This window comes from Pantoea sp. y20 (assembly GCF_054903455.1).
Window position 1 is genome coordinate 122,520 of sequence record NZ_CM142816.1, and the last position, 23,479, is coordinate 145,998.

At 56.6% G+C, this 23,479-nt stretch carries 20 protein-coding genes, 1 tRNA gene and 1 riboswitch; of the genes, 14 read left to right on the forward strand and 7 right to left on the reverse strand.

The annotated features are described in order from the left end of the window. Positions 1-6: 6 nt before the first annotated feature. Genes ACYAC5_RS00595 through ACYAC5_RS00620 form a run of 6 tightly spaced genes read right to left on the reverse strand, consistent with a single transcriptional unit; the run spans position 7 to position 6,156 of the window. Positions 7-888 (reverse strand): ABC transporter permease, encoded by an 882-nt coding sequence (locus tag ACYAC5_RS00595; protein WP_101763820.1) that lies wholly within the window; start codon positions 886-888, stop codon positions 7-9. A gap of 2 nt (positions 889-890) precedes the next feature. After that, the gene (locus ACYAC5_RS00600; RefSeq protein ID WP_277974339.1) at positions 891-1,832 is read right to left on the reverse strand and encodes an ABC transporter permease; all 942 of its coding nucleotides are present in this window, start codon (positions 1,830-1,832) and stop codon (positions 891-893) included. A 17-nt stretch (positions 1,833-1,849) separates the two neighbouring features. Continuing rightward, positions 1,850-3,367, reverse strand: a complete 1,518-nt coding sequence (locus ACYAC5_RS00605; RefSeq protein WP_277974340.1) for an ABC transporter substrate-binding protein — start codon at positions 3,365-3,367, stop codon at positions 1,850-1,852. A 16-nt stretch (positions 3,368-3,383) separates the two neighbouring features. Then, a complete protein-coding gene (locus tag ACYAC5_RS00610) occupies positions 3,384-4,445 on the reverse strand; it encodes an ABC transporter ATP-binding protein (protein WP_462062228.1) in 1,062 nt (353 codons plus the stop codon). Then, positions 4,442-5,437: an ABC transporter ATP-binding protein gene (locus ACYAC5_RS00615; protein ID WP_462062229.1), complete on the reverse strand. Its 996-nt coding sequence runs from the start codon at positions 5,435-5,437 to the stop codon at positions 4,442-4,444. The genes ACYAC5_RS00610 and ACYAC5_RS00615 overlap by 4 nt, the downstream gene beginning before the upstream one ends. Further along, complete coding sequence (locus ACYAC5_RS00620; protein ID WP_101763815.1) at positions 5,434-6,156, reverse strand: FadR/GntR family transcriptional regulator; 723 nt, start codon at positions 6,154-6,156, stop codon at positions 5,434-5,436. The genes ACYAC5_RS00615 and ACYAC5_RS00620 overlap by 4 nt, the downstream gene beginning before the upstream one ends. 407 nt (positions 6,157-6,563) lie before the next feature. After that, a riboswitch (guanidine-I (ykkC/yxkD leader) is annotated at positions 6,564-6,658 on the forward strand. Between the two features lie 63 nt (positions 6,659-6,721). Here ACYAC5_RS00620 and ACYAC5_RS00625 point away from each other — a divergent pair. From ACYAC5_RS00625 to ACYAC5_RS00655, 7 genes are all read left to right on the forward strand, one after another. Next, positions 6,722-7,780, forward strand: coding sequence for a putative urea ABC transporter substrate-binding protein (locus ACYAC5_RS00625; RefSeq protein WP_061719325.1), 1,059 nt, complete (start codon positions 6,722-6,724; stop codon positions 7,778-7,780). A 14-nt stretch (positions 7,781-7,794) separates the two neighbouring features. Continuing rightward, positions 7,795-8,607: an ABC transporter permease gene (locus tag ACYAC5_RS00630; RefSeq protein WP_462062232.1), complete on the forward strand. Its 813-nt coding sequence runs from the start codon at positions 7,795-7,797 to the stop codon at positions 8,605-8,607. Between the two features lie 10 nt (positions 8,608-8,617). After that, a complete protein-coding gene (locus ACYAC5_RS00635; RefSeq protein WP_462062234.1) occupies positions 8,618-9,364 on the forward strand; it encodes an ABC transporter ATP-binding protein in 747 nt (248 codons plus the stop codon). An 11-nt stretch (positions 9,365-9,375) separates the two neighbouring features. Then, positions 9,376-10,083, forward strand: coding sequence for an urea amidolyase associated protein UAAP1 (locus ACYAC5_RS00640; RefSeq protein WP_192414359.1), 708 nt, complete (start codon positions 9,376-9,378; stop codon positions 10,081-10,083). Further along, positions 10,083-10,718 carry an urea amidolyase associated protein UAAP2 gene (locus ACYAC5_RS00645; protein WP_309836473.1) on the forward strand — a complete coding sequence of 212 codons (636 nt, stop codon included), beginning with the start codon at positions 10,083-10,085 and terminating at the stop codon, positions 10,716-10,718. Before ACYAC5_RS00640 ends, ACYAC5_RS00645 begins: the two co-directional genes overlap by 1 nt. A 79-nt stretch (positions 10,719-10,797) precedes the next feature. Continuing rightward, the gene (gene uca, locus ACYAC5_RS00650; RefSeq protein ID WP_462062235.1) at positions 10,798-14,397 is read left to right on the forward strand and encodes an urea carboxylase; all 3,600 of its coding nucleotides are present in this window, start codon (positions 10,798-10,800) and stop codon (positions 14,395-14,397) included. Between the two features lie 247 nt (positions 14,398-14,644). Further along, positions 14,645-14,941, forward strand: a complete 297-nt coding sequence (locus ACYAC5_RS00655; protein WP_008104629.1) for an HTH-type transcriptional regulator — start codon at positions 14,645-14,647, stop codon at positions 14,939-14,941. Between the two features lie 43 nt (positions 14,942-14,984). Here ACYAC5_RS00655 and ACYAC5_RS00660 read toward each other — a convergent pair whose 3' ends face one another. Then, entirely contained in the window at positions 14,985-15,578 is a 594-nt protein-coding gene (locus tag ACYAC5_RS00660; RefSeq protein WP_101763808.1) for an HD domain-containing protein, read from the reverse strand. Between the two features lie 62 nt (positions 15,579-15,640). Between ACYAC5_RS00660 and ACYAC5_RS00665 the strand changes: the two genes are divergently transcribed. From ACYAC5_RS00665 to dppC, 7 genes are all read left to right on the forward strand, one after another. Next, entirely contained in the window at positions 15,641-16,105 is a 465-nt protein-coding gene (locus ACYAC5_RS00665) for a MarR family winged helix-turn-helix transcriptional regulator (RefSeq protein ID WP_101763807.1), read from the forward strand. A gap of 98 nt (positions 16,106-16,203) precedes the next feature. Further along, positions 16,204-16,632: an organic hydroperoxide resistance protein gene (locus tag ACYAC5_RS00670; RefSeq protein WP_101763806.1), complete on the forward strand. Its 429-nt coding sequence runs from the start codon at positions 16,204-16,206 to the stop codon at positions 16,630-16,632. Positions 16,633-16,901: 269 nt separating this feature from the next. After that, positions 16,902-18,593: a kdo(2)-lipid A phosphoethanolamine 7''-transferase gene (gene eptB / locus ACYAC5_RS00675; RefSeq protein ID WP_462062237.1), complete on the forward strand. Its 1,692-nt coding sequence runs from the start codon at positions 16,902-16,904 to the stop codon at positions 18,591-18,593. 104 nt (positions 18,594-18,697) lie between these two features. After that, positions 18,698-18,774 (forward strand) — tRNA-Pro (locus tag ACYAC5_RS00680). 957 nt (positions 18,775-19,731) lie between these two features. Then, entirely contained in the window at positions 19,732-21,342 is a 1,611-nt protein-coding gene (gene dppA, locus ACYAC5_RS00685) for a dipeptide ABC transporter periplasmic-binding protein DppA (protein ID WP_101763804.1), read from the forward strand. Between the two features lie 198 nt (positions 21,343-21,540). Further along, positions 21,541-22,560 carry a dipeptide ABC transporter permease DppB gene (dppB, locus tag ACYAC5_RS00690; protein WP_192414368.1) on the forward strand — a complete coding sequence of 340 codons (1,020 nt, stop codon included), beginning with the start codon at positions 21,541-21,543 and terminating at the stop codon, positions 22,558-22,560. Positions 22,561-22,569: 9 nt separating this feature from the next. Further along, a complete protein-coding gene (gene dppC / locus ACYAC5_RS00695; protein ID WP_110867893.1) occupies positions 22,570-23,472 on the forward strand; it encodes a dipeptide ABC transporter permease DppC in 903 nt (300 codons plus the stop codon). The last annotated feature ends 7 nt before the right edge of the window (positions 23,473-23,479 follow it).

The following is a 23,479-nucleotide window of genomic DNA, read 5'->3' on the forward strand; positions in this document are numbered from 1 at the left end:
CGTTCCTTAGTGTGAGTCATCACGTGGGTCGAGCGCGTCGCGCAAACCGTCGCCCAGCAGGTTGAAGCCCTGCACAGTGAGAAAAATAGCCAGGCCGGGGAAAATCGACATCCACGGCGCCTGTTCGAGAAAGCCTTTGGCGGTATTCAGCATCGCACCCCATGAAGGCGAGGGCGGTTGCTGGCCGAGGCCAAGGAATGAGAGGCTGGCTTCGGTAATAATCGCCGAAGCAATCGCCAGCGTGGCCTGCACCAGAATTGGCGATAGCACATTGGGCAGCACGTAACGCAGGATGATCCAGCGATCGGGCAGGCCAATCGCTCGCGCGCCGTCAATGTACTCTTCGTGGCGAATGGCGATCACCTGGCCGCGCGTCAAGCGCGCGAAAATCGGCATCGCAGATAAACCGATGGCAATCATTGCATTTGATAAGCTCGGGCCGAGAAACGCTCCCAGCGCGATTGCCAGAATCAGAAACGGGCATGCCAGCAGCGCTTCGATAAAGCGCGAAATAATGCCGTCGCACCAGCCTTGCCAGTAACCGGCAATCAACCCAAGCGGCACACCAATCAGAATGGCGATCAGCACCGAAATGCAGCCCGCCAGCAGCGAAGTACGGGCGCCCCACACCAGGCGAGACAAAATATCGCGCCCCAGCTCATCGGTGCCAAACCAGTGCAGCACCGTAGGTGCTTTACGCACCGCAAGGAAATTGGCTTTGATGGGATCAAACGGTGCCAGCCACGGTGCCAGCAGCGCCACGGCGACAAACAGCAGCACAATCACCGCACCAATCAGCGCACTTTTATTACGCAGGAACTTTTTCAGCACCCGACGATTCGGCTTTGCCACTGCAGGCAGTGCGCCAGCGGTTAATACCTCGCTCATGGTCAGCCTCGCATTTTCGGGTTAATGATCAGATAGAGCACATCAGCCAGCAGATTGAGCAGCAAGAAGCCAATCGCCACCACCAGCACCACGCCTTGCACCACGGCGTAATCACGGTTGAATACCGCATCGACAATCATCTTGCCAAAGCCGGGCAGCGTGAAGACCTGCTCGGTCAGCACCGCGCCACCCAGCAACTCGCCAAACAGCAGCGTGGTGAGAGTAACTATCGGCATCAGCGCATTACGCAACGCATGCTTGAGCACCACTTTCTTTGCCAGCAGCCCTTTGGCGCGTGCGGTGCGAATGTAATCCGCTTTCAGCACGGCGATCATTGAAGCGCGAGTGTGGCGCATTAACGTGGCGGCCAGTCCGGTGCCAAGCACCAGCGCCGGCAGCAGCAGCGTTTTCAGGTTCTGCGCCACATCTTCGCTAACCGGCACAAAACCCGATGCCGGCAGCCATTGCAGGTGTACTGAGAACAGCAGAATCAGCAGAATACCGAGCCAGAAGTGAGGCACTGAAATCCCGGAAAGCGCGACAAAGTTGGTGGTGTGATCGACCCAACTGTCTTTGCGCATCGCGGCGATGATGCCCATGCTGATGCCAATCACCAGCGCGATAATCATCGCCAGCAATGACAATTCCAGCGTGACCGGCAATTTGCTGGCGATCAGCGCCGTCACCGGCTCTTTGGTGCGCAGCGACATGCCCAAATCGCCGGTTAGCGCATTACCCATCCAGGCGAAATATTGCGCGGGAATCGGATCGTCCAGATGATATTCCGCCCGCAGCTGGGCGATAACCGCTGGATCGCGCTCTTCGCCCGCCATCGCCAGCACCGGATCGCCCGGCAGCAGCTTTTGCAGTGCGAACACCATAATGCTCACCAGCAGCAGCGTCGGAATGGCCAGCAATAGCCGTTTTACAATCAGTTCCAGCATCCTCGCTCCTTAGCGGTTTACTGCGCCAGACTTACGCCAGCCAAACGTACCAATCCGTCCGGCCAGGCTTTGAAGCCCTGCAGTTTTTTCGACATGCCAAAAATGCGTGGCTCAAAGTAGAGGTAAGCAATCGGCATATCGCTTTGCAGTTGGTTCACCACCTGGGTGTAGAGCGCCTGACGCTGTGCCTGGTCGTTGGTGAGACGCGCGGCATTCAGCCACTCATCGACCTGCGCATTGCTGTAGCGTCCGTCATTGAGCGTGCCTTTGCTGTTAATAAACGAATAGATGCTGCCGTCCGGATCCGGACGACCAGACCAACCCGACAGGCTAAGCTGATAATCCCCGCGCTGCTGGCGATCCAACAGCGTGGCGAACTCACTCATTTGCAGATTGAGGTTGAAACCGGCTTCACCGACCATCGCCTGAATCACCTGGCCCACCTGCTGCGCGGTCGGGTTATTGCTGACCAGCAGCGTCAGATTCAGCGGTGTGGTAACACCCGCAGCCTTCAGCAGTGCTTTGGCTTTCTCAACATCGCGCGGTGCGATCGGTGTTTTGACGTGATACGCGCTGACCGGTGAAAACGCCTGATTGGCTGGCGTATATAAGCCTTCAAACGCCACCTGATTCAGCGCATCACGGTCAATCGCCAGTGAGAACGCTTCACGCACCCGCGCATCTTTCAGCGGACTATTAGCATCGACTTTGCCGTTTTTGATATTGAAAGTGATGCCCTGATAACCAAGACCTGTGACTTTTGCCAGCGCCAGTTTGCTATCGGCTTCAACGGTTTTCACATCGCTGGCGGCCACGCCTTCGGTGAGATCCAAATCGCCCGCACGCAGGTTCGCGAGGCGCACTGAAGCATCCGGGATCGGCAGGAAAATCACCTTATCGAAGTGATAGGCGCCTTTATTCCAGTAATTGTCATAGCGCTTCAGCACGATGCGATCCTGCTGAACACGGCTGTCGAACTGATACGGGCCAGAGCAGACCGGATGAGCGGCGAAATCGGGCTTTTTCGCCGCTTCCGGTGCCAGCATGGCTCCGGCGCGGTCGGTCAGTTGGCTCAGCAGCGCCGCATCCGGGTTTTTCAGGTGGAACTTCACCTGCATCGGGCCGCTCACTTCCACGCTTTCAATCGAGGAGATTTCACTTTTACGCAGCGAACCCGGTAGCGTTTGCGCACGTTCGATGTTGAATTTCACCGCTTGCGCATCAAATTTTTCGCCATCGTGGAAGGTCACGCCGCTGCGCAGATTCATGGTCAGCGTTTTGCCGTCCTCGCTCCACGCCCAATCGGTCGCCAGACCCGGTACCACTTTGAGGTTTTGGTCAACATCGACCAAACGATCGCACATGGCCGCAAACACAAAACGGCCGTAATAGGTGCGCGCCAGATGCGGATCGAGCATGTCGGGATCGGCGCCCAGGCCGATGCGAATCACGCTGTCAGCCTGGCTGTGGGCGCTAGCCCCGAGCAGTAACAGACCGCTGAGGGCGGTTAATAACGTATGACGAGCTTGCTTCACGGTGTATCTCCAGAGGTTAGGCTTGCTGATTCACCGCCTGCTCAAACAGGGCGCGGCGACGTAAAAAAGCGGCGGAAGGTGGCGCAAGGGTGATGACGCTGCGATCGCGATTAATCTCCTGCCAGCGGTGACAGGCAATTTGACGGCCGCCGCTCAGCACCTGATTAATCGGTTCAAACTGGCGACATTCCGCTGTGGCATAGGGACAACGGGTATGAAAACGGCAGCCGCTCGGGGGATCTGCAGGGTTGGGCAAATCACCCTGCAGCATTGGGATGGTGCGACTGACGCCCGGCTGCATTTGTGGCGCGGAGGCAATCAACGCTTGCGTATAAGGATGGAGCGGCGCATCAAAAATCTCATCGACGCTGGCCAGTTCGACAATCTGACCGAGATACATCACCGCCACGCGATCGCTCATATGGCGGATTACCGCCAAACCGTGCGCCACGATCAGCATCGTCAGGCCAAACTGCTGTTTCAGGCTCTCAAGCAGATTCACCACCTGCGCCTGCACGGACACATCCAGCGCTGAAACCGGCTCATCGCCGAGCAGTAATTTCGGCTGTGAGGCCAGCGCGCGGGCAATACCAATGCGCTGGCGCTGGCCGCCTGAAAACTCGTGCGGGTAACGTTCGGCCCAGGCCGCAGGCAGACCAACGGTGCGCAGCAGTTCGGCGACGCGCGCGTGGCGCTGATCGCGGCTCATCTTTTCATGCAGCCACAAAGGTTCGCCAACAATCTGCTGCACCGTCATGCGCGGATTGAGCGAGGCAAACGGATCCTGAAAGATAATCTGCAATTCGCGACGCAGCTGATTGAGTCGCGCGCCGCTGGCATCGGTGATGCTTTCGCCCTGATAGAACACGTCGCCGGCGCTGGCGGCTAATAAACGCAGCAGCAAACGTCCCAGCGTCGATTTACCGGAACCGGATTCGCCGACAATCGCCAGCGTTTCGCCCGGCATCACCTGTAGCGCAACGCGATCGACCGCCGTCACGCCGCGATTGCGTGAAAACAGCCGGTTGCCGGTGGAGAAGGTTTTGCTTAAATCGCGGCACTCTAAAATCGGCTTCATGCACTTTCTCCCAGCGTGACGTGTTGCTCTAACGGAGCGCGGAAACAGGCCACATGATGATCGTTCGCCAGTGCGCGCAACGCCGGACGATGCTGGTGGCAGCGTATTTCGGCGAAGGGGCAGCGCGTGGCAAAGCGGCAGCCAGCCGGCATGTTTTCCGGCAACGGCACCTGGCCGGGAATGGTGGCCAGCGCACCTTCACGCGCGCTCAGGCTGGGAATTGAGCCCATCAGGCCAATGGTGTACGGATGCTGCGGATCGTTGAAAATACGCTCCCCGCTGCCGCTCTCCACCACCTGACCGGCATACATCACCGCCACGCGCTGCGCCACTTCCGCTACCACGCCGAGGTCATGCGTGATCATCAATACTGCGGTGCCAGTGTCCTGTTTTAGGGTGTTCAACAGCGCCAGAATTTGCGCCTGAATGGTGACGTCGAGCGCGGTAGTGGGTTCATCGGCAATCAACAGTTTTGGCTGGTTGATCAGCGCCATGGCAATCATCACGCGCTGGCGCATGCCGCCGGAGAGCTGATGCGGATAGGCTTTCAGCCGCTGTTCCGCTGCTGGAATTTGCACTTTTTGCAGAATCGCCAGCGCCGCGTCCATTGCCTGGCGCTTACTCACTTTGCGATGGCGCATCACCGCTTCGCTCAGCTGATCGCCAAGCGTGAAGGCTGGATTAAGCGAGGTCATCGGTTCCTGAAAAATCATCGCCAACTGGTTGCCACGCAGGCTGGCGTATTCACTGCTGCTGAGTTGGCGCAGATCGCGGCCATCAAACAGCATGTCGCCCTGCAAGATTTGCGCACTGTCAGGCTGCAAACCCATCAACGTGAGTGAGGTGATGCTTTTGCCGCAGCCCGATTCACCGACCAGCGCCAGCGTTTCTCCCGCCTGTAGCTCCAGAGAAATATCATCCAGTACCGTGACCGGCGAGCCGCGAAACTGCACGCGCAGATTGCGCAGCGATAAAACGGGATGTGCGGTCATGGCGCTTCCTCCTGACGGGAATAGAGCGTTTCCATCAGCGCCTGTTGCAGCGCAAGCAGATGCTCACGCATCGCCGCTGCCGCTTCATGGGGCTGGCGCTGGGCGATGTGCATCACCAGCCGCTGATGATGGGTGTCATAGTTATCCAGGCGTGCCGGGGTACGCGCCTGCACCCGCAAATGCTGCCAGCCGGGATCGCGGCGCACCGCATCGACGGCATCAAACAGCCCGAGCATCAGGCGATTGCCCGCCGCTTCGGCGATGGCGCGATGGAAGGCGCTGTCCCACAGTTCATGCTGATCGCCATCTTCAGGCGGCGTGATGGCGTGCATGCGCTCCAGCAGGCGTTTCATTAAGGCGATTTGTTCTTTGGTGGCGCGCAGGGCGGCAAGACTTGCCAGCCCCGGCTCCAGCTGCAAACGCGCTTCCATCACTTCAAGCAGATTCGATTGTTGCGGCAGATCCTGTAGCACCAGCGGTTGCACTGGCGCGGAGGGCCCAACAAAGGTGCCTTTGCCCTGTTTACGCCAGATGCGGCCCTCTTCTTCCAGCACATCTAATGCCCGGCGAATTTCACGACGACCGATGCCAAACCGCTCGGCTAACTCACGTTCGGTGGGCAGCGCGCGATCGGGCGTGTGCTCCTGCTGCTGAATCAGCTGGCGCAGTTGCTCAAGTGCGGTGCTGGAGTTACGGCTGGTTTCTGGCGTGTCATTCATAATTGGTTCGCCTGCTTATGCATCAGAAAAAGATCGGTAATCGCCGCGTATCCAGCACTTTTACTGATGAAAGGCGAATTCGGCAGCTTTCTTAGCGTAGGCAAGAAGTGAACCAATATTTAATTGGTTCGGATTGGCGTGTCATCAATGTGTAATAACCACATGATCGCAAAGTAAAAGTTTTTTCAGTGCCGGTTGAGAATTGCGATAAGCGTCAACGTCCTCACCGGCATGCTGCTTCACGGTGGTGCGCGCACGCTGCTTATCTGTGCAATGCCAGCAGTGCGGCGACGCGCGGTGGGTGAATAACCGATGGTTTTCAGCGGGATATAACCTTGGCATCTATTTTGTATGTGTTAACGCAGATGCAGGAGCGATAGCGGGCAACCGAGGTCGCCAGACAATTTGCAATGGGTCACTAGGGTTCCGGTCGAAAGATGCTGGTCCGAGAGTGACCGACCGTCCTCTGACGGTTACACGGCGGGAAAAAAGCCCGGGAGGAAAGCGAGAACGTTGCTCGCCGCCTCCTGCTTTTTTTTCGTCCGTTAACGCCAGAGGAACCATCATGATCAAAGCCTGCCTTCGCCTGCTGTTGCTTTGCACCATCACGCTGTTCAGCGTCAACACGCTGGCCGCCGACAAACCCTCCTTTAAGATTTGCTGGTCGATCTACGCGGGCTGGATGCCGTGGGATTACGCGCAGCAGAGCGGTATCGTCAAAAAATGGGCCGACAAATACGGCATCGATATCCAGTTTGTGCAGGTTAACGACTACATCGAGTCGGTGAATCAATACACCGCCGGGGGTTTTGCTGGTTGCACCATGACCAACATGGATGCACTGACCATTCCGGCCACCGGCGGCGTGGATAGCACGGCGCTGATCGTTGGCGATTACTCCAACGGTAACGACGGCATTCTGCTGAAAGGCGCGGGCAACCTTTCAGCGCTGAAAGGCAAGCCAATCAATCTGGTCGAACTCTCGGTTTCGCATTACCTGCTGGCGCGGGCGCTGGAGAAATCCGGCATGAGCGAGAAAGACGTCAAAGTGGTGAACACCGCCGATGCCGATTTGGTGGCGGCGTTTGGCACCGCCGACGTCAACGCTATCGTTACCTGGAATCCGCTGCTCGCCGAAGCGGAGAAGCAGCCGAACAGCCATCTGATTTTCTCTTCCGCGCAAATTCCGGGCGAAATACTCGATCTGCTGGTGGTCAACAGCGCCACGTTGCAGAAGTATCCGCAGCTCGGCAAAGCGCTGACCGGCGCATGGTATGAAACGTTGAAAACCATGTCCGGCCCAACCGACAGCGCTAAAGCGGCACGTACACAAATGGCGCAGGCTTCCGGCACCGATCTGGCGGGCTTTGACCAGCAGCTGGCCGCCACGCATCTGTTTAGCGATGCCAAAACCACCCTCGACTTCGTCCAAAGCCCACAGCTCAAAGCCACCATGCAGATGGTCGCCGAGTTCTCGTTTAAGCACGGTTTGCTGGGCGAGGGCGCGCCGAGCGCCGATGTGGTTGGCGTGGCAACGCCTGCGGGCAATTGGGGCGATGCGGGTAACCTCAAACTGCGCTTCACCGATGAGTACACCAAAATGGCCGCCGCCGGGCAGCTGTAAGCGAGGCGATGCCGATGCGTAAGTTGATCAACTACCAACCGCTGCCGCTGGGGCGCTTGCTGCTGGGCATTCTGCCGCTGCTGGCGCTGCTGCTGGTGTATCTGTTCGCGTCGGATGCGCGTCTCAGTCTGAATGCGGCAGACAAGCTGTTGCCGGGCTTTAACGCCATGGGCGACGCCATCAGCCGCATGGCGTTTCAGCCCAGCCCGCGCACCGGCGAATATCTGTTGTGGAGCGATACCGCCGCCAGTTTGCTGCGTTTGCTGTGTGGTGTGGCGATCAGCGCGCTATTGGCGCTGGCGCTGGGTCTGTTCACCGGCGCGCTGCCGGTGGTGCGTGCGGTGCTGGCGCCGCTGGTGACGCTGTTTGCGTTGGTGCCGCCGCTGGCGATTCTGCCGATTCTGTTTATCTGTTTTGGTCTCGGCGAAGTATCGAAAGTGGTGCTGATTGTCATCGGCATTACGCCGCTGATTGCCCGCGATTTGCAACTGCAGGTGCAGAAGATCCCACGCGAGCAGCTGGTGAAAGCGCAGACGCTCGGCGCGCACAGCGCACAGATTTTATGGCGCGTGATCCTGCCGCAGCTGATGCCGCGCCTGTTGGATGCGGTACGGCTGTCGCTGGCGTCGGCGTGGCTATTTCTGATTGCCGCCGAAGCCATCGCCGCCACGGAAGGCCTGGGGTATCGCATCTTCCTGATGCGGCGTTATCTGGCAATGGATGTGATTCTGCCCTACGTGGCGTGGATCGCGCTGCTGGCCTTTCTGCTCGACCTGTTGCTGCGGCTGATTAGCCGTCGCTGCTGGCCGTGGTATCACGCGAAATAAGGGGCGAGCGATGCCGTTACTGCAACTGAAAAACCTTGAGAAACATTACGGCCAGCAAGTGGTGCTGGAGCGCCTCAACATCGAGGTTGAAGAGGGCGAGTTTGTGGCGATTGTCGGTGCGTCCGGCTGCGGCAAAACCACCTTCCTGAATATGCTGCTCGGCACTGAAGCGCCCAGCAAAGGCCAGCTGTTGCTGGATGGCGAACCTATCCCCGACGAACCGGATGCGCATCGCGGCGTGGTGTTTCAGCGTTATTCGGTGTTTCCGCATCTGACGGTGCTGGGCAACGTGATGCTGGGCGACGAGTTCAGCAGTGCGCGATGGCTGGGCCGCGTGTGGGGAAAGAAACGCCAGGCGATTCGCCAGCGCGCGCAGGCCATGCTGGCGCAGGTCGGGCTTGAACAGGCACAGAATAAATATCCGTATCAGCTGTCGGGCGGCATGCAGCAGCGTCTGGCGCTGGCGCAGGCGCTGATGAAGCAGCCGCGCATTTTGCTGCTCGATGAACCCTTCGGCGCACTCGATCCCGGCATCCGTAGCGAGATGCACCAACTGATCACCCGTTTGTGGCAGCAGCATAACCTGACCATTTTCATGATCACCCACGATTTGAAAGAGGGATTTAGCCTTGCATCGCGTCTGCTGGTGTTCGACAAGCTGCGCCACGATCCGCACGCGCCTGAAGCCTGGGGCGCGACCATCACTTACGATCTGCCGCTGGATCGCGCACAGCCATCCGAACCGCAGGTCGCCTAAAGGAGAAAACCATGAAGCCTTACCAAACCTTGTTGCCGAGCGGCGCACACTGGTCGCTGGTGATGCGCAGCGGCAGCGCGCTGACCCTCACCGATGTCGAAGGTGGCGCCAACGTCGGCCTGCTGTTTTACAACCCGGAAAACCTGCTGGAGCGCTATAACGCGCCCGACACCCTGAAGTGCCAGCACACTTTCCGCCTCACCGCCGGTCATTGTCTCTATTCCGATATGGGACGGATTTTCTGCGGCATCGAACACGACAGCTTCGGCTGGCACGAAAGCGTGTGCGGCACGCTGAATGCCGCACAAACTGCCGCGCGTTTTGGTGCCAGCACCTATCAGCAGGCGCGCAATCTGCGCCATCAAAATGGCTACGACAGTTTTCTTGTCGAGCTGGCCAAATATGGGCTCGGCCAGCGCGATATGGCGTCCTGCCTCAATCTGTTTGCGCAGGTGCGCGCCGACGACAGTGGCACTTTGCAGCTGGAACGTCAGGGCGCGGCGGGTGCCAGCGTGCGTTTACGTTTCGCGATGGACACGCTGGTGCTGCTGCACACTTGCCCGCATCCGCTCAGCGCATCGCAGGATTATCCGCGCCAGCCGGTGCAGATCGAACTGGATGCGCAACACGCGCCGCTGCCGGCGATGTGTCTCGAGCGCGACGAGAATCAGCGCGGTCTGCGCAATAACGCGCTGTATCAACTGCAAGGAGAAATGTGATGATCATTGAAAGTCAGCGCAATCCAGTCGAAGCGCGCTTCCAGCAGCAAATTGATGCCGGTGATTACTGGCTGCAGCGCATCGAGGCGGGCCAAACGCTACGCATCACCGATCTTGAAGGCAATCAAGCCGCCGATACGCTGTTTTTCAATGCTGAGGACACCGCCGAACGCTACAGCATGAGCGACACGCTGCGCGGGCAGAACAATGTGTTTCTGACGGCCGGCAGCGTGCTGCGCTCGAACTTTGATCGCCCAATGCTGACCATCACTGCCGATACCTGCGGCCGTCACGACACGCTCGGCGGCGCTTGTTCGTGCGAGAGCAACACGGTGCGCTATGACCTGGAGAAGCGCCATATGCATTCGTGCCGCGATAGCTGGATGCTGGCGGTGGCGGAACAGCCGGAGTTTGGCCTGACGCGCCGCGACATCACCCACAACATCAACTTTTTCATGAACGTGCCGGTGACGCAGGATGGCGGATTGACCTTTGCCGACGGCATTTCTGCGCCGGGCAAATATGTCGAGATGCTGGTGCACATCAACGTGCTGGTGCTGATCTCCAATTGCCCGCAGCTCAACAATCCCTGCAACGGTTACAACCCAACGCCGATTTTAGTCAGCGTGTGGTGATTCTCTGACGCAACGGGACGACCCGTTTTCTGCCGTCAATGCTACGCAGGACGACCTGCCGCAACGAGAGTATTCAGTCATGATTGATCGCGTATTAATTGCCAACCGTGGCGCGATTGCCGTGCGCATTATTCGAACCCTGCAAGCCATGAATATCCGGGCGATTGCCGTATACGCCGAAGCCGACCGTCATGCGCGCCATGTGCGTCTGGCGGATGAAGCCTGGTCGCTCGGTGAAGGTCAGGTGCGAGACACTTATCTCAATCAGGATAAATTACTGGCGATAGCCGCGCAGAGTGGCGCGCAGGCGCTGCATCCCGGTTACGGTTTTCTCAGTGAAAATCCGGAGTTTGTCACGCGCTGCGAAGCGGCGGGCGTGCATTTTCTTGGGCCGAGCGCCGAGCATATGGCGGCCTTTGGCCTGAAACATAGCGCGCGTGCGCTGGCTGAACAGAATAACGTGCCGCTGCTGCCGGGCAGCGGCTTACTGGCTTCGCTGGCCGAGGCGCAGCAGATGGCGGCGCAGATTGGCTATCCGGTCATGTTGAAAAGCACCGCGGGCGGCGGCGGCATTGGCATGCAGCGCTGTGACGATGCCGAACAGCTAGACGCCGCATTCACCCGCGTGAAGCGCCTGGCAGGCAACAACTTCGCCGACGATGGCGTGTTTTTAGAGAAGTTTATTGCGCGTGCACGCCATATCGAAGTGCAGATTTTTGGCGACGGCGCAGGTGAAGTCATCGCGCTCGGCGAGCGTGATTGCTCGGCCCAGCGCCGCAATCAAAAGGTGCTGGAAGAGACGCCCGCACCGGGCTTGAGCGCTGCGGTGCGCGCGCAGTTGCAGGCCACCGCCGTAAGGCTGGCGCGGGCGGTGAACTATCGCAGCGCGGGCACGGTGGAATATGTTTATGACGATGCCAGCCAGCAGTTCTGGTTCCTCGAAGTGAACACGCGCTTGCAGGTGGAACATGGCGTCACCGAAATGGTGTATGGCGTTGATTTGGTGTGCTGGATGATAGAACTGGCGCAGCAAAAATTGCCGCCGCTGGCCGATTTGCAGCCGGTCGCGCAAGGTCACGCCATTCAGGTACGGCTTTACGCCGAAGATCCGGCTAAGCAGTTCCAGCCCAGCGCGGGATTGCTCAGCCATGTGCAGTTCCCGACTACGATTGAGGGCGCTACGCTGCGCATCGACAGCAGCGTGGAGAGCGGCATGGAGGTTTCGCCATTTTACGATCCGATGCTGGCGAAACTTATTGTACATGCCGCAGACCGTGCCAGCGCGCTAGGCAGCATGGCGCAGGCGCTATCCGCCACCGAACTGTACGGCATCGAAACCAATTTGCTATGGCTGCGCCAGCTGTGCACGCTGCCGGACGTGCAGCAGGGACGCATCATCACCGCCACGCTCGGCACCCTGCAGTGGCAGCCGCCAACGCTGGATATTCTCAGCGGCGGCACCTTAACCACAGTGCAAGATGCGCCGGGCCGCATCGGTTATTGGCATGTTGGCGTGCCGCCTTCCGGTCCATTCGACAGCCGCGCGTTCCAGCTGGGTAATCGTCTGTTAGACAATGATGCGCAGGCCGCCGGGCTGGAGATCACCTTGCGTGGCCCGACGCTGCGCTTCAACCAGGCCTGCAGTTTTGTCCTGACCGGCGCGCCGATTGCCGCGCAGCTTGATCAACAAACGATACCGATGCATCAGCGGCTGACGGCGCAGGCCGGGCAAACGCTGACGCTGGGCGAAGTACGAGATGGCAGCCGCAGCTATCTGCTGCTGGCCGGTGGCCTCGATACGCCGCGCTATCTGGGTAGCCGCAGCACTTTCACCCTCGGCAAATTTGGTGGTCATGCCGGACGCGCGCTGCGCGCCGGTGATGTGCTGCATCTCGCCGCGCCGCAGGTGCTGACAGCGGCCAGCTTGCCGGATAATTTGCTGCCGTCATTGAACGGCAGCTGGCAGCTGCGGGTGATTTACGGTCCGCATGGCGCGCCAACCTTCTTCACCGATGATGACATCGCGGAATTTTTTGCCGCTGAGTGGCAAGTGCACTACAACTCCAGCCGCACCGGCATTCGCCTGATCGGCCCCAAACCGACCTGGGCACGCAGCGATGGCGGCGAAGCGGGCATGCATCCCTCGAACATCCACGACAATGCGTACGCCTTCGGCACCGTGGATTTTACCGGCGATATGCCGGTGATCCTCGGCCCGGATGGCCCATCGCTGGGAGGATTTGTTTGTCCGGCAACGGTGATCGAAGCCGATCTGTGGAAGCTGGGGCAGCTGAAAGCTGGCGATCGCGTCCAGTTCCAGCCGATCGAACTTGCCACCGCCGATCAACTGGCGCAGGCGCAGCGTGACGAGATCATCAAACTGCAATCTCAACCGATTACAGTGAACGCGGCGCTGCCCTTAATTGATCCGGTGCTGCACCATCATGCGGCAACGGAGCAACGTCCTTCGCTCAGTATTCGGGCGGCGGGCGACCGTTTTCTGCTGGTGGAATATGGCGATTTACAACTGGATATCGCGTTGCGTTTTCGCGTGCATGCGCTGATGCAATGGTTGGAAGCGCACCCGCTGCCGGGGCAACTGGAATTGACGCCTGGCATCCGCTCACTACAAATTCATTATGACGCACAAATGTGTGCCAGAAGTGAGCGAGTGGCGCAAATATTGCACGCTGATTTAGCATTGGGTAGCCTGGCCGATGCGGCCGTGCCTACGCGCACCGTCTGGCTGCCACTTAGCTGGGATGATGCGGCCTGTCGTGAAGCGATTGTGCGCTACGACCAATCCGTCAGACCGAATGCGCCGTGGTGCCCAAGCAATATTGAATTTATTCGCCGCATCAATGGGCTGGATAGCATTGAGTCGGTAAAAGAGATCGTATTTAGCGCCTCTTATTTGGTAATGGGATTGGGCGATGTCTATCTCGGTGCGCCGGTGGCTACGCCACTCGATCCGCGCCATCGCCTGGTGACCACCAAATACAATCCGGCGCGCACCTGGACGGCGGAAAATTCGGTCGGTATCGGCGGCGCTTATATGTGCGTGTATGGCATGGAAGGGCCGGGCGGCTATCAGTTTGTTGGACGCACTATGCAGATGTGGAACCGCGATCGACCCACAGCTGCGTTTACCCAGCCGTGGTTACTGCGCTTCTTCGATCAAATTCGCTTTTATCCGGTAGATGCCGACGAGTTGCTGCAGATTCGTGAGCGTTTCCCGTGGGGCGATTATCCGCTACGCGTGGAACAGGGTGAATTCCGCCTCGCCGAGTATCAGGCGATGCTGACGCAGCACGCGCAGGAGATTGATGCCTTCCAGCAGCAGCGCCAGCAGGCGTTTGATGAGGAGTTGGCGCGCTGGCGAGCGGAAGGGCAGTTTACCTTCGATAGCCAGCTGCAAGCGCAGAGCAGCGAAGAGAGTGTGGTGCCAGCCGGTTGTCATCCCGTTGAGAGCCAGGTGGCGGGCAGCGTGTGGCAATGGCTGGTGGAGGAAGGCAGTGAAATCAGTGCGGGGGCCACGGTCGGCATTCTCGAATCAATGAAGATGGAAATCCCGATCGTCGCGCCCGTCAGTGGAAAAATCCATAGTCTGACGCGGCAGTCTGGGCAGCAAGTGCAGGCAGGTCAATTGCTTATGGTGATCGACCCAAAAGTGGCATAAGAAAGAATAAAAAATAATCAGGAATCTGGCAGCAAAGTCGGGGATATGTCCCATACTTAGAAACCCGAACTATTGTTGCATTGCCCTGACATCTTTTGCAGTGCTCAACAGGCTGTGTCCCGCATCGGTTTGATAATAACTATGCGAAACCGCTTCGGGATACAGCCTGATCGTCCGGTTTCAGCGCCTGGTGGCGCTTACCTCTCTACTTTCACGTGCTTCATAGTGAGTTTTTAAGGAGTTCTCTATGGAATTAAAAGATCCCATGGTCGAGTTGCTCAGCAGCCTTGAGCAGATTGTTTTGACACGTGACGCGAAGCCATCCGTATCAGAAATTTCAATCAATCAGACTACAGTTCCCGAGCCGCAGCGTTTGCGCGAGATGACCGGCATGCAGGTTGACGAATTTGCCCGTGTGATGGGTGTTAGCGTTTCGTCAGTGAAAAGCTGGGAGGCGCAACGTACACGTCCTTCCGCTACGGCGCGTAAATTGATGAAGTTGTTGCAGGCCAACCCTTATTTAGGGCGCCAGCTGCTGGAGTAATCCCTTTTTGGGGATGATCCAACCCGCCTTGATGGCGGGTTTTTTAATTTATGGCGCCATACTTTGCTGCCTGTTTAACGAACCAGCTCTCCGGCACGCTGTACGGCGGTTGCGCTAACTGCGCAAGCCCTTGTTTGATGGTCTGCTCTGCCTGCCGCCAAAGATGGCTATCGCCCTGGCGTAACAGCTGAATCTGAATTTGCTTTTCCACCAGATAGACGCGCGCAAAGTCGGCATCGTACTGCACGATGGCGCGTGTGTTGTCGATGATGTCGGCCAGCTTGATGGTTTGCGCTTCGGGCGAGGCATCGGCGGTATGACGGAAATGCGCCAGCTTGCGCGCGGCGCGGTTTTTTGCCGCAGGCTGCGCGCTGTCGGTGAGCTGGTCCACCAGTTCCGCCACGCGCGGGCCGAAATGGCGTTCGATATCGTCAATGGTGCTGGGCGTGTCTTCTACCGTGTCATGCAACCAGGCGGCGGCAATCATCTGTTCATCATCGGTAACGCTACGCACTAATTCGGCGACGGCAGCCGGATGCACAATGTAAGGCTCGTCAGTGTATTTGCGACGTTGACCCGCAGCGGCATGCGCCTCAGTGGCATAACGGCGCGCTTGCTCTTCCAGTGAATCTCGCATATTTCACTCTCCCAGAGAAAAGTCGCTTGCAATTATCTAGCGCGCTATTTATATTGAAACCCATGAACAGTAATCAAGATGACAAAAAAGTGAAGCAGGCGCCACTTCAGTTAGATCAGCAGCTCTGCTTTGCACTGTATTCGGCGAATCTCGCGATGCACAAAGTCTATCGCCAGCTGCTATCAAAGCTGGAGATTACCTATCCGCAATATCTGGTGATGCTGGTGCTGTGGAGTCAGGACGATGTGACGGTCTCTGAGATTGGCGAGCAGCTGTTTCTTGATTCAGCCACGCTGACGCCGCTGTTGAAACGTCTGGAGAGCGCGGGTTTATTGCATCGCCAGCGTTCCCGTCAGGATGAGCGTCAGGTTGTGGTAACGCTGACCGATGAAGGTCGTGCGTTGCGTGACAAAGCAGAAAGTATTCCGGAAGCCATTCAGTGCGCAACAGCCTGCGATGATCAGGTGATGGCATCTCTGAAAGCTCAGTTAGACGAGTTGCGCGATAGCCTTTACCGCGCCAATTAATAAACAGGGGAAGTCGCTGTCCGACAACCCAAAAGATGACGTTCAGGTTTGCGCATAATAAGTAGTGCGCGATTATATAGCGAATTAATGAGGTTATTATGTCTTTAGAAAAAGTTGTTTACACTGCAAAAGCTAAAGCTACCGGCGGTCGTGATGGTCGTGCTACTTCTTCCGACAACGTACTGGATGTAAAACTGGGCGTGCCAAAAGAGATGGGCGGCGCAGGCGGTGAAGTGACTAACCCAGAGCAGCTGTTTGCTGCAGGTTATTCAGCGTGTTTCCTCGGTGCGATGAAGTTTGTGGCTGGCCGCGACAAGATTTCGATGCCGAAAGATGCGTGGATTGAAGGCGAAGTTGGCATTGGCCCAATCCCGAACGGTTTCGGTATTGAAGCCAAACTGAATATTCATCTGCCAGAGATGGATGCAGCTGAAGCGCAGAAGCTGGTAGATGCGGCACACATCGTTTGCCCATACTCAAACGCAACGCGTGGCAATATCGACGTGACGCTGAACATCATCAACTAATTGATGTTGTTCACGATAACAGGCTCCTGCGGGAGCCTTTTTCACATCTGAATAAAACGCTAACCGGTTCGATTAGAAAATTTATCTGGTCTTACCATTGGTTAAATGTTCTACTGCTCGGCTTCGCGCCATCGCCCTTTCGCCAGTCGGAATCGTCCCGATCCTGCATCTTGCGTCACGCTTTTACTGCGGTTTAGCGAACTCTGCTGTCTTTAAACAGTCACATAACGGTTGATACAACGACACCAGGTCGGGAATAGAAAATTTTCATGAATTATATTAAAAGTTTAACGCAGCAAAAGCTGTCTCTGCTGCTTGCGTTATATCTCGGTATCTTACTGAATTTACCGATATTTTATCGCCGCTTTGACGGCTTCTTATCGAAATCCAATATCTCTAACTGGCTCTCTGCAGCGGCGGAAGTTATGGCAGCGGTACTGCTGACTTTCTTCCTGATGCGCTTGCTGTCGCTGGGCGGCAAATGGGTTTACCGCATTCTCGCCACACTCACCGTGATCATCTCTGTTGCCGCCGCCTATTACATGGCGTTCTTCAACGTGGTGATTGGCTACGGCATTATCGCCTCGGTGATGACCACCGATATCGATCTCTCTAAAGAAGTGATTGGTCTGCATTTCGTGCTGTGGATGGTGCTGGTGAGTGCGCTGCCGCTGCTGCTTATCTGGCGCAATAAGCTTAGCCAGACACTGATTGAACAACTTAAAACGCCTGGCCAACGTCTTAAGCCGGTAGCCGTTATGCTGCTGAGCGTGGCGCTGGTCTGGCTGCCGATTCGCTATTTCGACAAGTTGCAGAAGGTGAATGAAGAGATCACCAACATCGATTTGCCGAGCTATGGCGGCGTGGTGGCGCACTCGTATCTGCCATCCAACTGGATTGCCGCGCTGGGCCTGTTCGCCTGGACCAAAGTTGATGAAGAGTGGGATGGCCAGAAGTTACTCGATCCGGCAAAAGAGTTTACTTACGTCGCGCCTGCGGGCATCGACGATACCTATATGGTGTTTGTGATTGGCGAAACCACGCGCTGGGATCACATGGGCATGCTCGGCTACGATCGTGATACCACGCCGAAGCTGTCGAAAGAGAAGAACCTGGTCGCGTTCCGTGGTGAATCTTGTGATACCGCCACCAAGCTGTCGCTGCGCTGCATGTTCGTGCGCGAAGGCGGCACCATGGATAATCCGGGCCGCACGTTGAAAGAACAAAATGTTTTCGCCGTGTTGAAAGAGCTGGGCTTCACGTCTGAGCTGTTCGCGATGCAGAGCGAAGTGTGGTTCTACGATAACGCTGACACCAATAACTTCTCGTTCCGCGAGCAGATTGGTTCAGAGAAGCGTAATCAGGGCAAAGCGGTCGATGACATGCTGTTAGTGCCGGAGTTACAGGCATCGTTACAGCGCTTCCCGAAAGGCAAGCACGTGGTGATTCTGCACACCAAAGGCTCGCACTACCTTTATTCTCAGCGTTACCCGCGTGATTTCGCGCGCTATCAGCCGGAATGCATGGGCGTTGATGAGAAGTGCAGTAAAGCGCAGTTGATTAACGCCTATGACAACTCGATTTTGTACGTGGATACCATGCTGGATAGCGTGCTCGATCAGCTGCGTGATAAGAAGGCGATTGTGTTCTACGCCTCCGATCACGGTGAATCAATCAGCGAGAATATGCACTTGCACGGTACGCCGCGCGAGATGGCGCCACCGGAGCAGTTCCGTGTACCGATGATGGTGTGGGCTTCTGATAAGTATCTTGCAGATCCAACCAACCGCAGCAACTTCGAACGTTTACAGGCGCAGCAGCGCGTGGGTAAAACCCATCGCCATGTTGAGCTGTTCGACACCATCATGGGTTGCCTCGGCTACACCTCGCCGGACGGCGGAATTAAAGACGCAAATAATTGGTGTTCAGCACCAGCGGCCGCGCCTGCTAAAGCGCTGTGATTTTTTTGGGGTTGTTGACCGCTGCTTGCTTTCCAGGCGATCAGTTGGGTTTTCAGTAAAAGGCATTGACGCTTTTTTAGCAGCGCAGTAATATGCGCCCCCATCGGCGAGTAGCGCAGCTTGGTAGCGCAACTGGTTTGGGACCAGTGGGTCGGAGGTTCGAATCCTCTCTCGCCGACCATCTTTGAAGAAACCTGCTTTTATAAGCAGGTTTTTTTTCGTCTGTAATTTGTTGGGTCTTGTGCCGATCAGGCTGAAATACAGGGCCGCTCCGTAAAGTCGCCGTGGACACATCCCTGTGGGCTCTGCCGGCGCATCCCTGCGCCGGAAGCTTTACTCCGCGGCCCTGTATTCCATCCTTCTTCAAACTCCTCTGCATTTTTTTAACAGCAAAACAGAAGCCAACCTGGCGATGGGAAGGCGGCTCGTTTAGCAAAGCGTCCGCCGCAGGGATGCGGCGGTCGAGGCTACAGGGACGTATTCACGCCGACTTTGCGTTCGAGCCGCCTTTCCTGAGCAACGCACCGAGCGAATAGCAAAACCCCTAAATATACCCATTCCATCCCCTAAACCAGCAATACTCACCATTATCTCCACTAACTCCCGCGTACCCCACGCCAAATCGAACCCGCGCGCTTAATTCGCGAAACATTCTTCTTATGACCGGTTTATGCATCATGCTGATTTCTTATGCCATTTCCCTAGCACATTCCGCTGCCTGAACGTCATAACGCACGCAGAATCGTTCAGATATTCAACATTTACCAATAAGTTTTGTGTGTTTTTTAGCGGTGATAATCACTGCTATTTGACTACATAGCCAGATAATCACGCGGCATTGAGCGCTTTATCACCTTTTTTAATTTTGGCTTAGGCTGAGAAGGGTGTTTTTTATCGTTGCTTGCACTTAGTCACACTCTATGTAAATAACCCCACACTGTATTGACGTTCATTGCAACTGTTGACAAATTGATGCGTCAATAAAATGTAGAGAAGGACGTGTCTGACAGATTCCACGGTGCCAGCACAAAAAAATAACCGCTCACATTTTGCTTACTCTTAATTGACCTGCCCGAACCGCATAAAAAAATCAGAGGTCGGGCGACGCACACAACATCACATCACAATGGAGCAAAACATGATCAACTCCCTGGCTAAATCCAGGATGCTGAAGGTCGGTCTCAGCCTGATTGCTATGACCGTTGCCGCTGGTGTCCAGGCGAAAACCCTCGTTTATTGTTCAGAAGGTTCGCCGGAAGGCTTCAACCCGCAGCTCTTCACATCGGGCACCACCTACGACGCAAGCTCGGTACCGATCTACAACCGTCTGGTTGAGTTCAAAACCGGTACCACCGAGCTGCAGCCAGGTCTGGCAGAAAAATGGGATGTCAGCGCGGACGGTAAAACTTATACCTTCCACCTGCGTCAGGGCGTGAAGTGGCAAACCACCAAAGACTTCAAGCCAACCCGCACCTTCAATGCCGATGACGTCGTGTTCTCCTTCGAGCGTCAGCTCGACAAAAACAACAAATATCACGGTGTTTCTGGCGGCAGCTACGAATACTTCGAAGGCATGGACATGCCTAAGCTGATCGCCAAAATCGAAAAAGTTGACGATTACACCGTACGCTTCACGCTGACGCGTCCAGAAGCGCCGTTCATTGCTGACCTCGGCATGGACTTCGCCTCAATCATTTCTAAAGAATATGCCGACAACATGCTGAAAGCGGGCACGCCTGAGAAGCTGGACCTCAATCCAGTGGGCACCGGTCCGTTCGTACTGCAGCAGTATCAGAAAGACTCGCGCATTCTGTATAAAGCTAACCCAGACTTCTGGGGCACTAAGCCGAAGATTGATCGCTTAGTGTTCTCCATCACGCCAGACGCCTCTGTGCGTTATGCGAAACTGCAGAAAGGCGAGTGCCAGGTCATGCCGTACCCGAACCCGGCCGACATCGCCAGCATGAAGAAAGACGACAAAATTAACCTGATGGAACAGCCTGGTTTGAACGTCGGTTACCTGTCGTTCAACACCGAGAAAAAGCCGCTGGATAACGTGAAGGTGCGTCAGGCACTGACCATGGCGGTGAACAAACAAGCCATCATTGATGCCGTTTATCAGGGCGCTGGCCAGGCCGCGAAAAACCTGATCCCACCCACCATGTGGGGCTACAACGACGACATCAAAGATTACGCTTACGATCCTGAGAAAGCCAAAGCGCTGCTGAAAGAAGCAGGTATGGCTGATGGTTTCTCCATCGACCTGTGGGCAATGCCGGTTCAGCGTCCATACAACCCGAACGCACGTCGCATGGCGGAAATGGTTCAGGCTGACTGGGCGAAAATTGGCGTGAAAGCCAAAATCGTCACCTTCGAATGGGGCGAGTACCTGAAACGCGCGAAAGCCGGTGAACACCAGACCGTAATGATGGGCTGGACCGGTGATAATGGGGATCCGGATAACTTCTTCGCCACGCTGTTCAGCTGTGCAGCGGCGAAAGACGGTTCTAACTACTCACGTTGGTGCTACAAGCCGTTTGAAGATCTGATTCAGCCAGCCCGTGCTGAAGCCGATCACAACAAACGTATTGAACTGTACAAACAGGCTCAGGTAGTGATGCATGACCAGGCTCCAGCGCTGATCATCGCTCACTCAACCGTCTACGAGCCAGTGAGTAAGAAAGTCTCTGGTTATGTGGTTGATCCATTAGGTAAACATCACTTCGAAAACGTCGATATCCAGGAATAACCTTTCGGATTATCGCGGTCAGGGCCAGCATTGCTGGCCCTCGGGCGGCACCTTCGCCGCCCGTATTCCGCTCTTTTTTTCCGGCAAATTCTACTAATGAAGCGCTTCTTGCGTCGCGTCCGCCTTCGGCTGGCTGCGAGTGTTGAGCAATGTTGTCCCCGGCGGTAACGCTGTGGGAAATGTCAGAGAACCAGGCTTATGCTGCAATTCATACTCCGACGTTTGGGCCTTGTCATCCCAACGTTCATCGGTATCACGTTATTGACCTTCGCGTTTGTCCACTTGATCCCCGGCGATCCGGTACTGATCATGGCCGGCGAACGCGGTATCTCTCCTGAACGTCACGCGCAATTGATGGCGCAGTTTGGCCTCGATCAGCCGATGTGGAAGCAATACATCACCTACATCAACGGCGTCTTACACGGTGACCTCGGCATCTCGCTGAAAAGCCGTATCCCGGTTTGGGACGAATTCGTACCACGCTTCAAAGCTACGCTGGAACTGGGCATCTGCGCCATGTTGTTCGCGGTCGCTGTCGGCATTCCTGTTGGCGTGCTGGCCGCGGTAAAACGCGGCTCGATCTTCGATCACACCGCCGTGGGCATCTCGCTCACCGGTTACTCGATGCCGATTTTCTGGTGGGGCATCATGCTGATCATGCTGGTCTCGGTGCAGTTGAACCTCACGCCGGTCTCCGGGCGCGTCAGCGACATCATCTTCCTCGACGACAGTCATCCGCTCACCGGCTTTATGCTGATTGATACGCTGCTGTGGGGCGAAGAGGGCGATTTTAAAGATGCGGTGATGCACATGATTCTGCCGGCCATCGTGCTCGGCACCATTCCGCTGGCGGTGATCGTGCGTATGACGCGCTCCTCGATGCTGGAAGTGCTGGGTGAAGATTACATCCGCACCGCTCGCGCCAAAGGGCTGACGCGTATGCGTGTGATTGTGGTGCATGCGCTGCGTAACGCCATGCTGCCGGTCGTCACCGTGATTGGTTTGCAGGTTGGTACGCTGCTGGCCGGTGCGATTCTGACCGAAACCATCTTCTCGTGGCCGGGACTCGGTCGCTGGCTGATCGAAGCGCTGCAACGCCGTGATTATCCGGTGGTGCAGGGCGGCGTGTTGCTGGTGGCGATTCTGATCATCGTGGTCAACCTGCTGGTTGATCTGTTGTACGGCGTGGTCAATCCACGTATCCGTCATAAGAAATAAGGGGGAATCATGTCTGCTGTTGATCCCGCAAGCGTAACTGCTGCACCCAAGCCGATGACCCCGTTGCAGGAATTCTGGCACTACTTCAGGCGTAACAAAGGGGCGGTTATCGGCCTGGTTTACATCGTTCTGATGCTGTTAATCGCTATCTTTGCTGATGTGCTGGCACCGCACGCACCGGCTGAGCAATTCCGTGATGCCTTGCTGCATCCGCCGGTTTGGCAGGAAGGCGGCAGCTGGAGCTACATCCTCGGTACCGATGACGTGGGCCGCGATGTGCTGTCGCGCCTGATGTACGGCGCGCGTCTGTCGCTGCTGGTTGGCTGCATGGTCGTCGTGCTGTCGCTGATTCTCGGCGTGATATTTGGCCTGATGGCTGGCTACCTTGGCGGCGTGGTTGACGCCATCATTATGCGTGTGGTCGATATCATGCTGGCGCTGCCAAGCCTGCTGCTGGCATTGGTGCTGGTGGCGATCTTCGGTCCGTCGATCGTTAATGCCTCGCTGGCGATTACCTTCGTCGCCTTGCCGCACTATATCCGTCTGACGCGTGCTGCGGTGCTGGTTGAAGTTAACCGCGACTACGTTACCGCCTCAAGCGTGGCGGGTGCCGGTACGCTGCGCCAGATGTTCATCAATATTCTGCCTAACTGCCTGGCACCGCTGATCGTGCAGGCATCATTAGGTTTCTCCAACGCCATCCTCGATATGGCGGCGTTGGGCTTTCTCGGTATGGGGGCGCAGCCGCCAACGCCGGAGTGGGGCACCATGCTCTCCGACGTGTTGCAGTATGCGCAAAGTGCCTGGTGGGTGGTGACATTCCCTGGAGTGACCATTCTGCTAACGGTTCTGGCATTCAACCTCATGGGCGATGGTTTGCGTGATGCACTCGACCCGAAACTCAAGCAGTAAAGAGGCA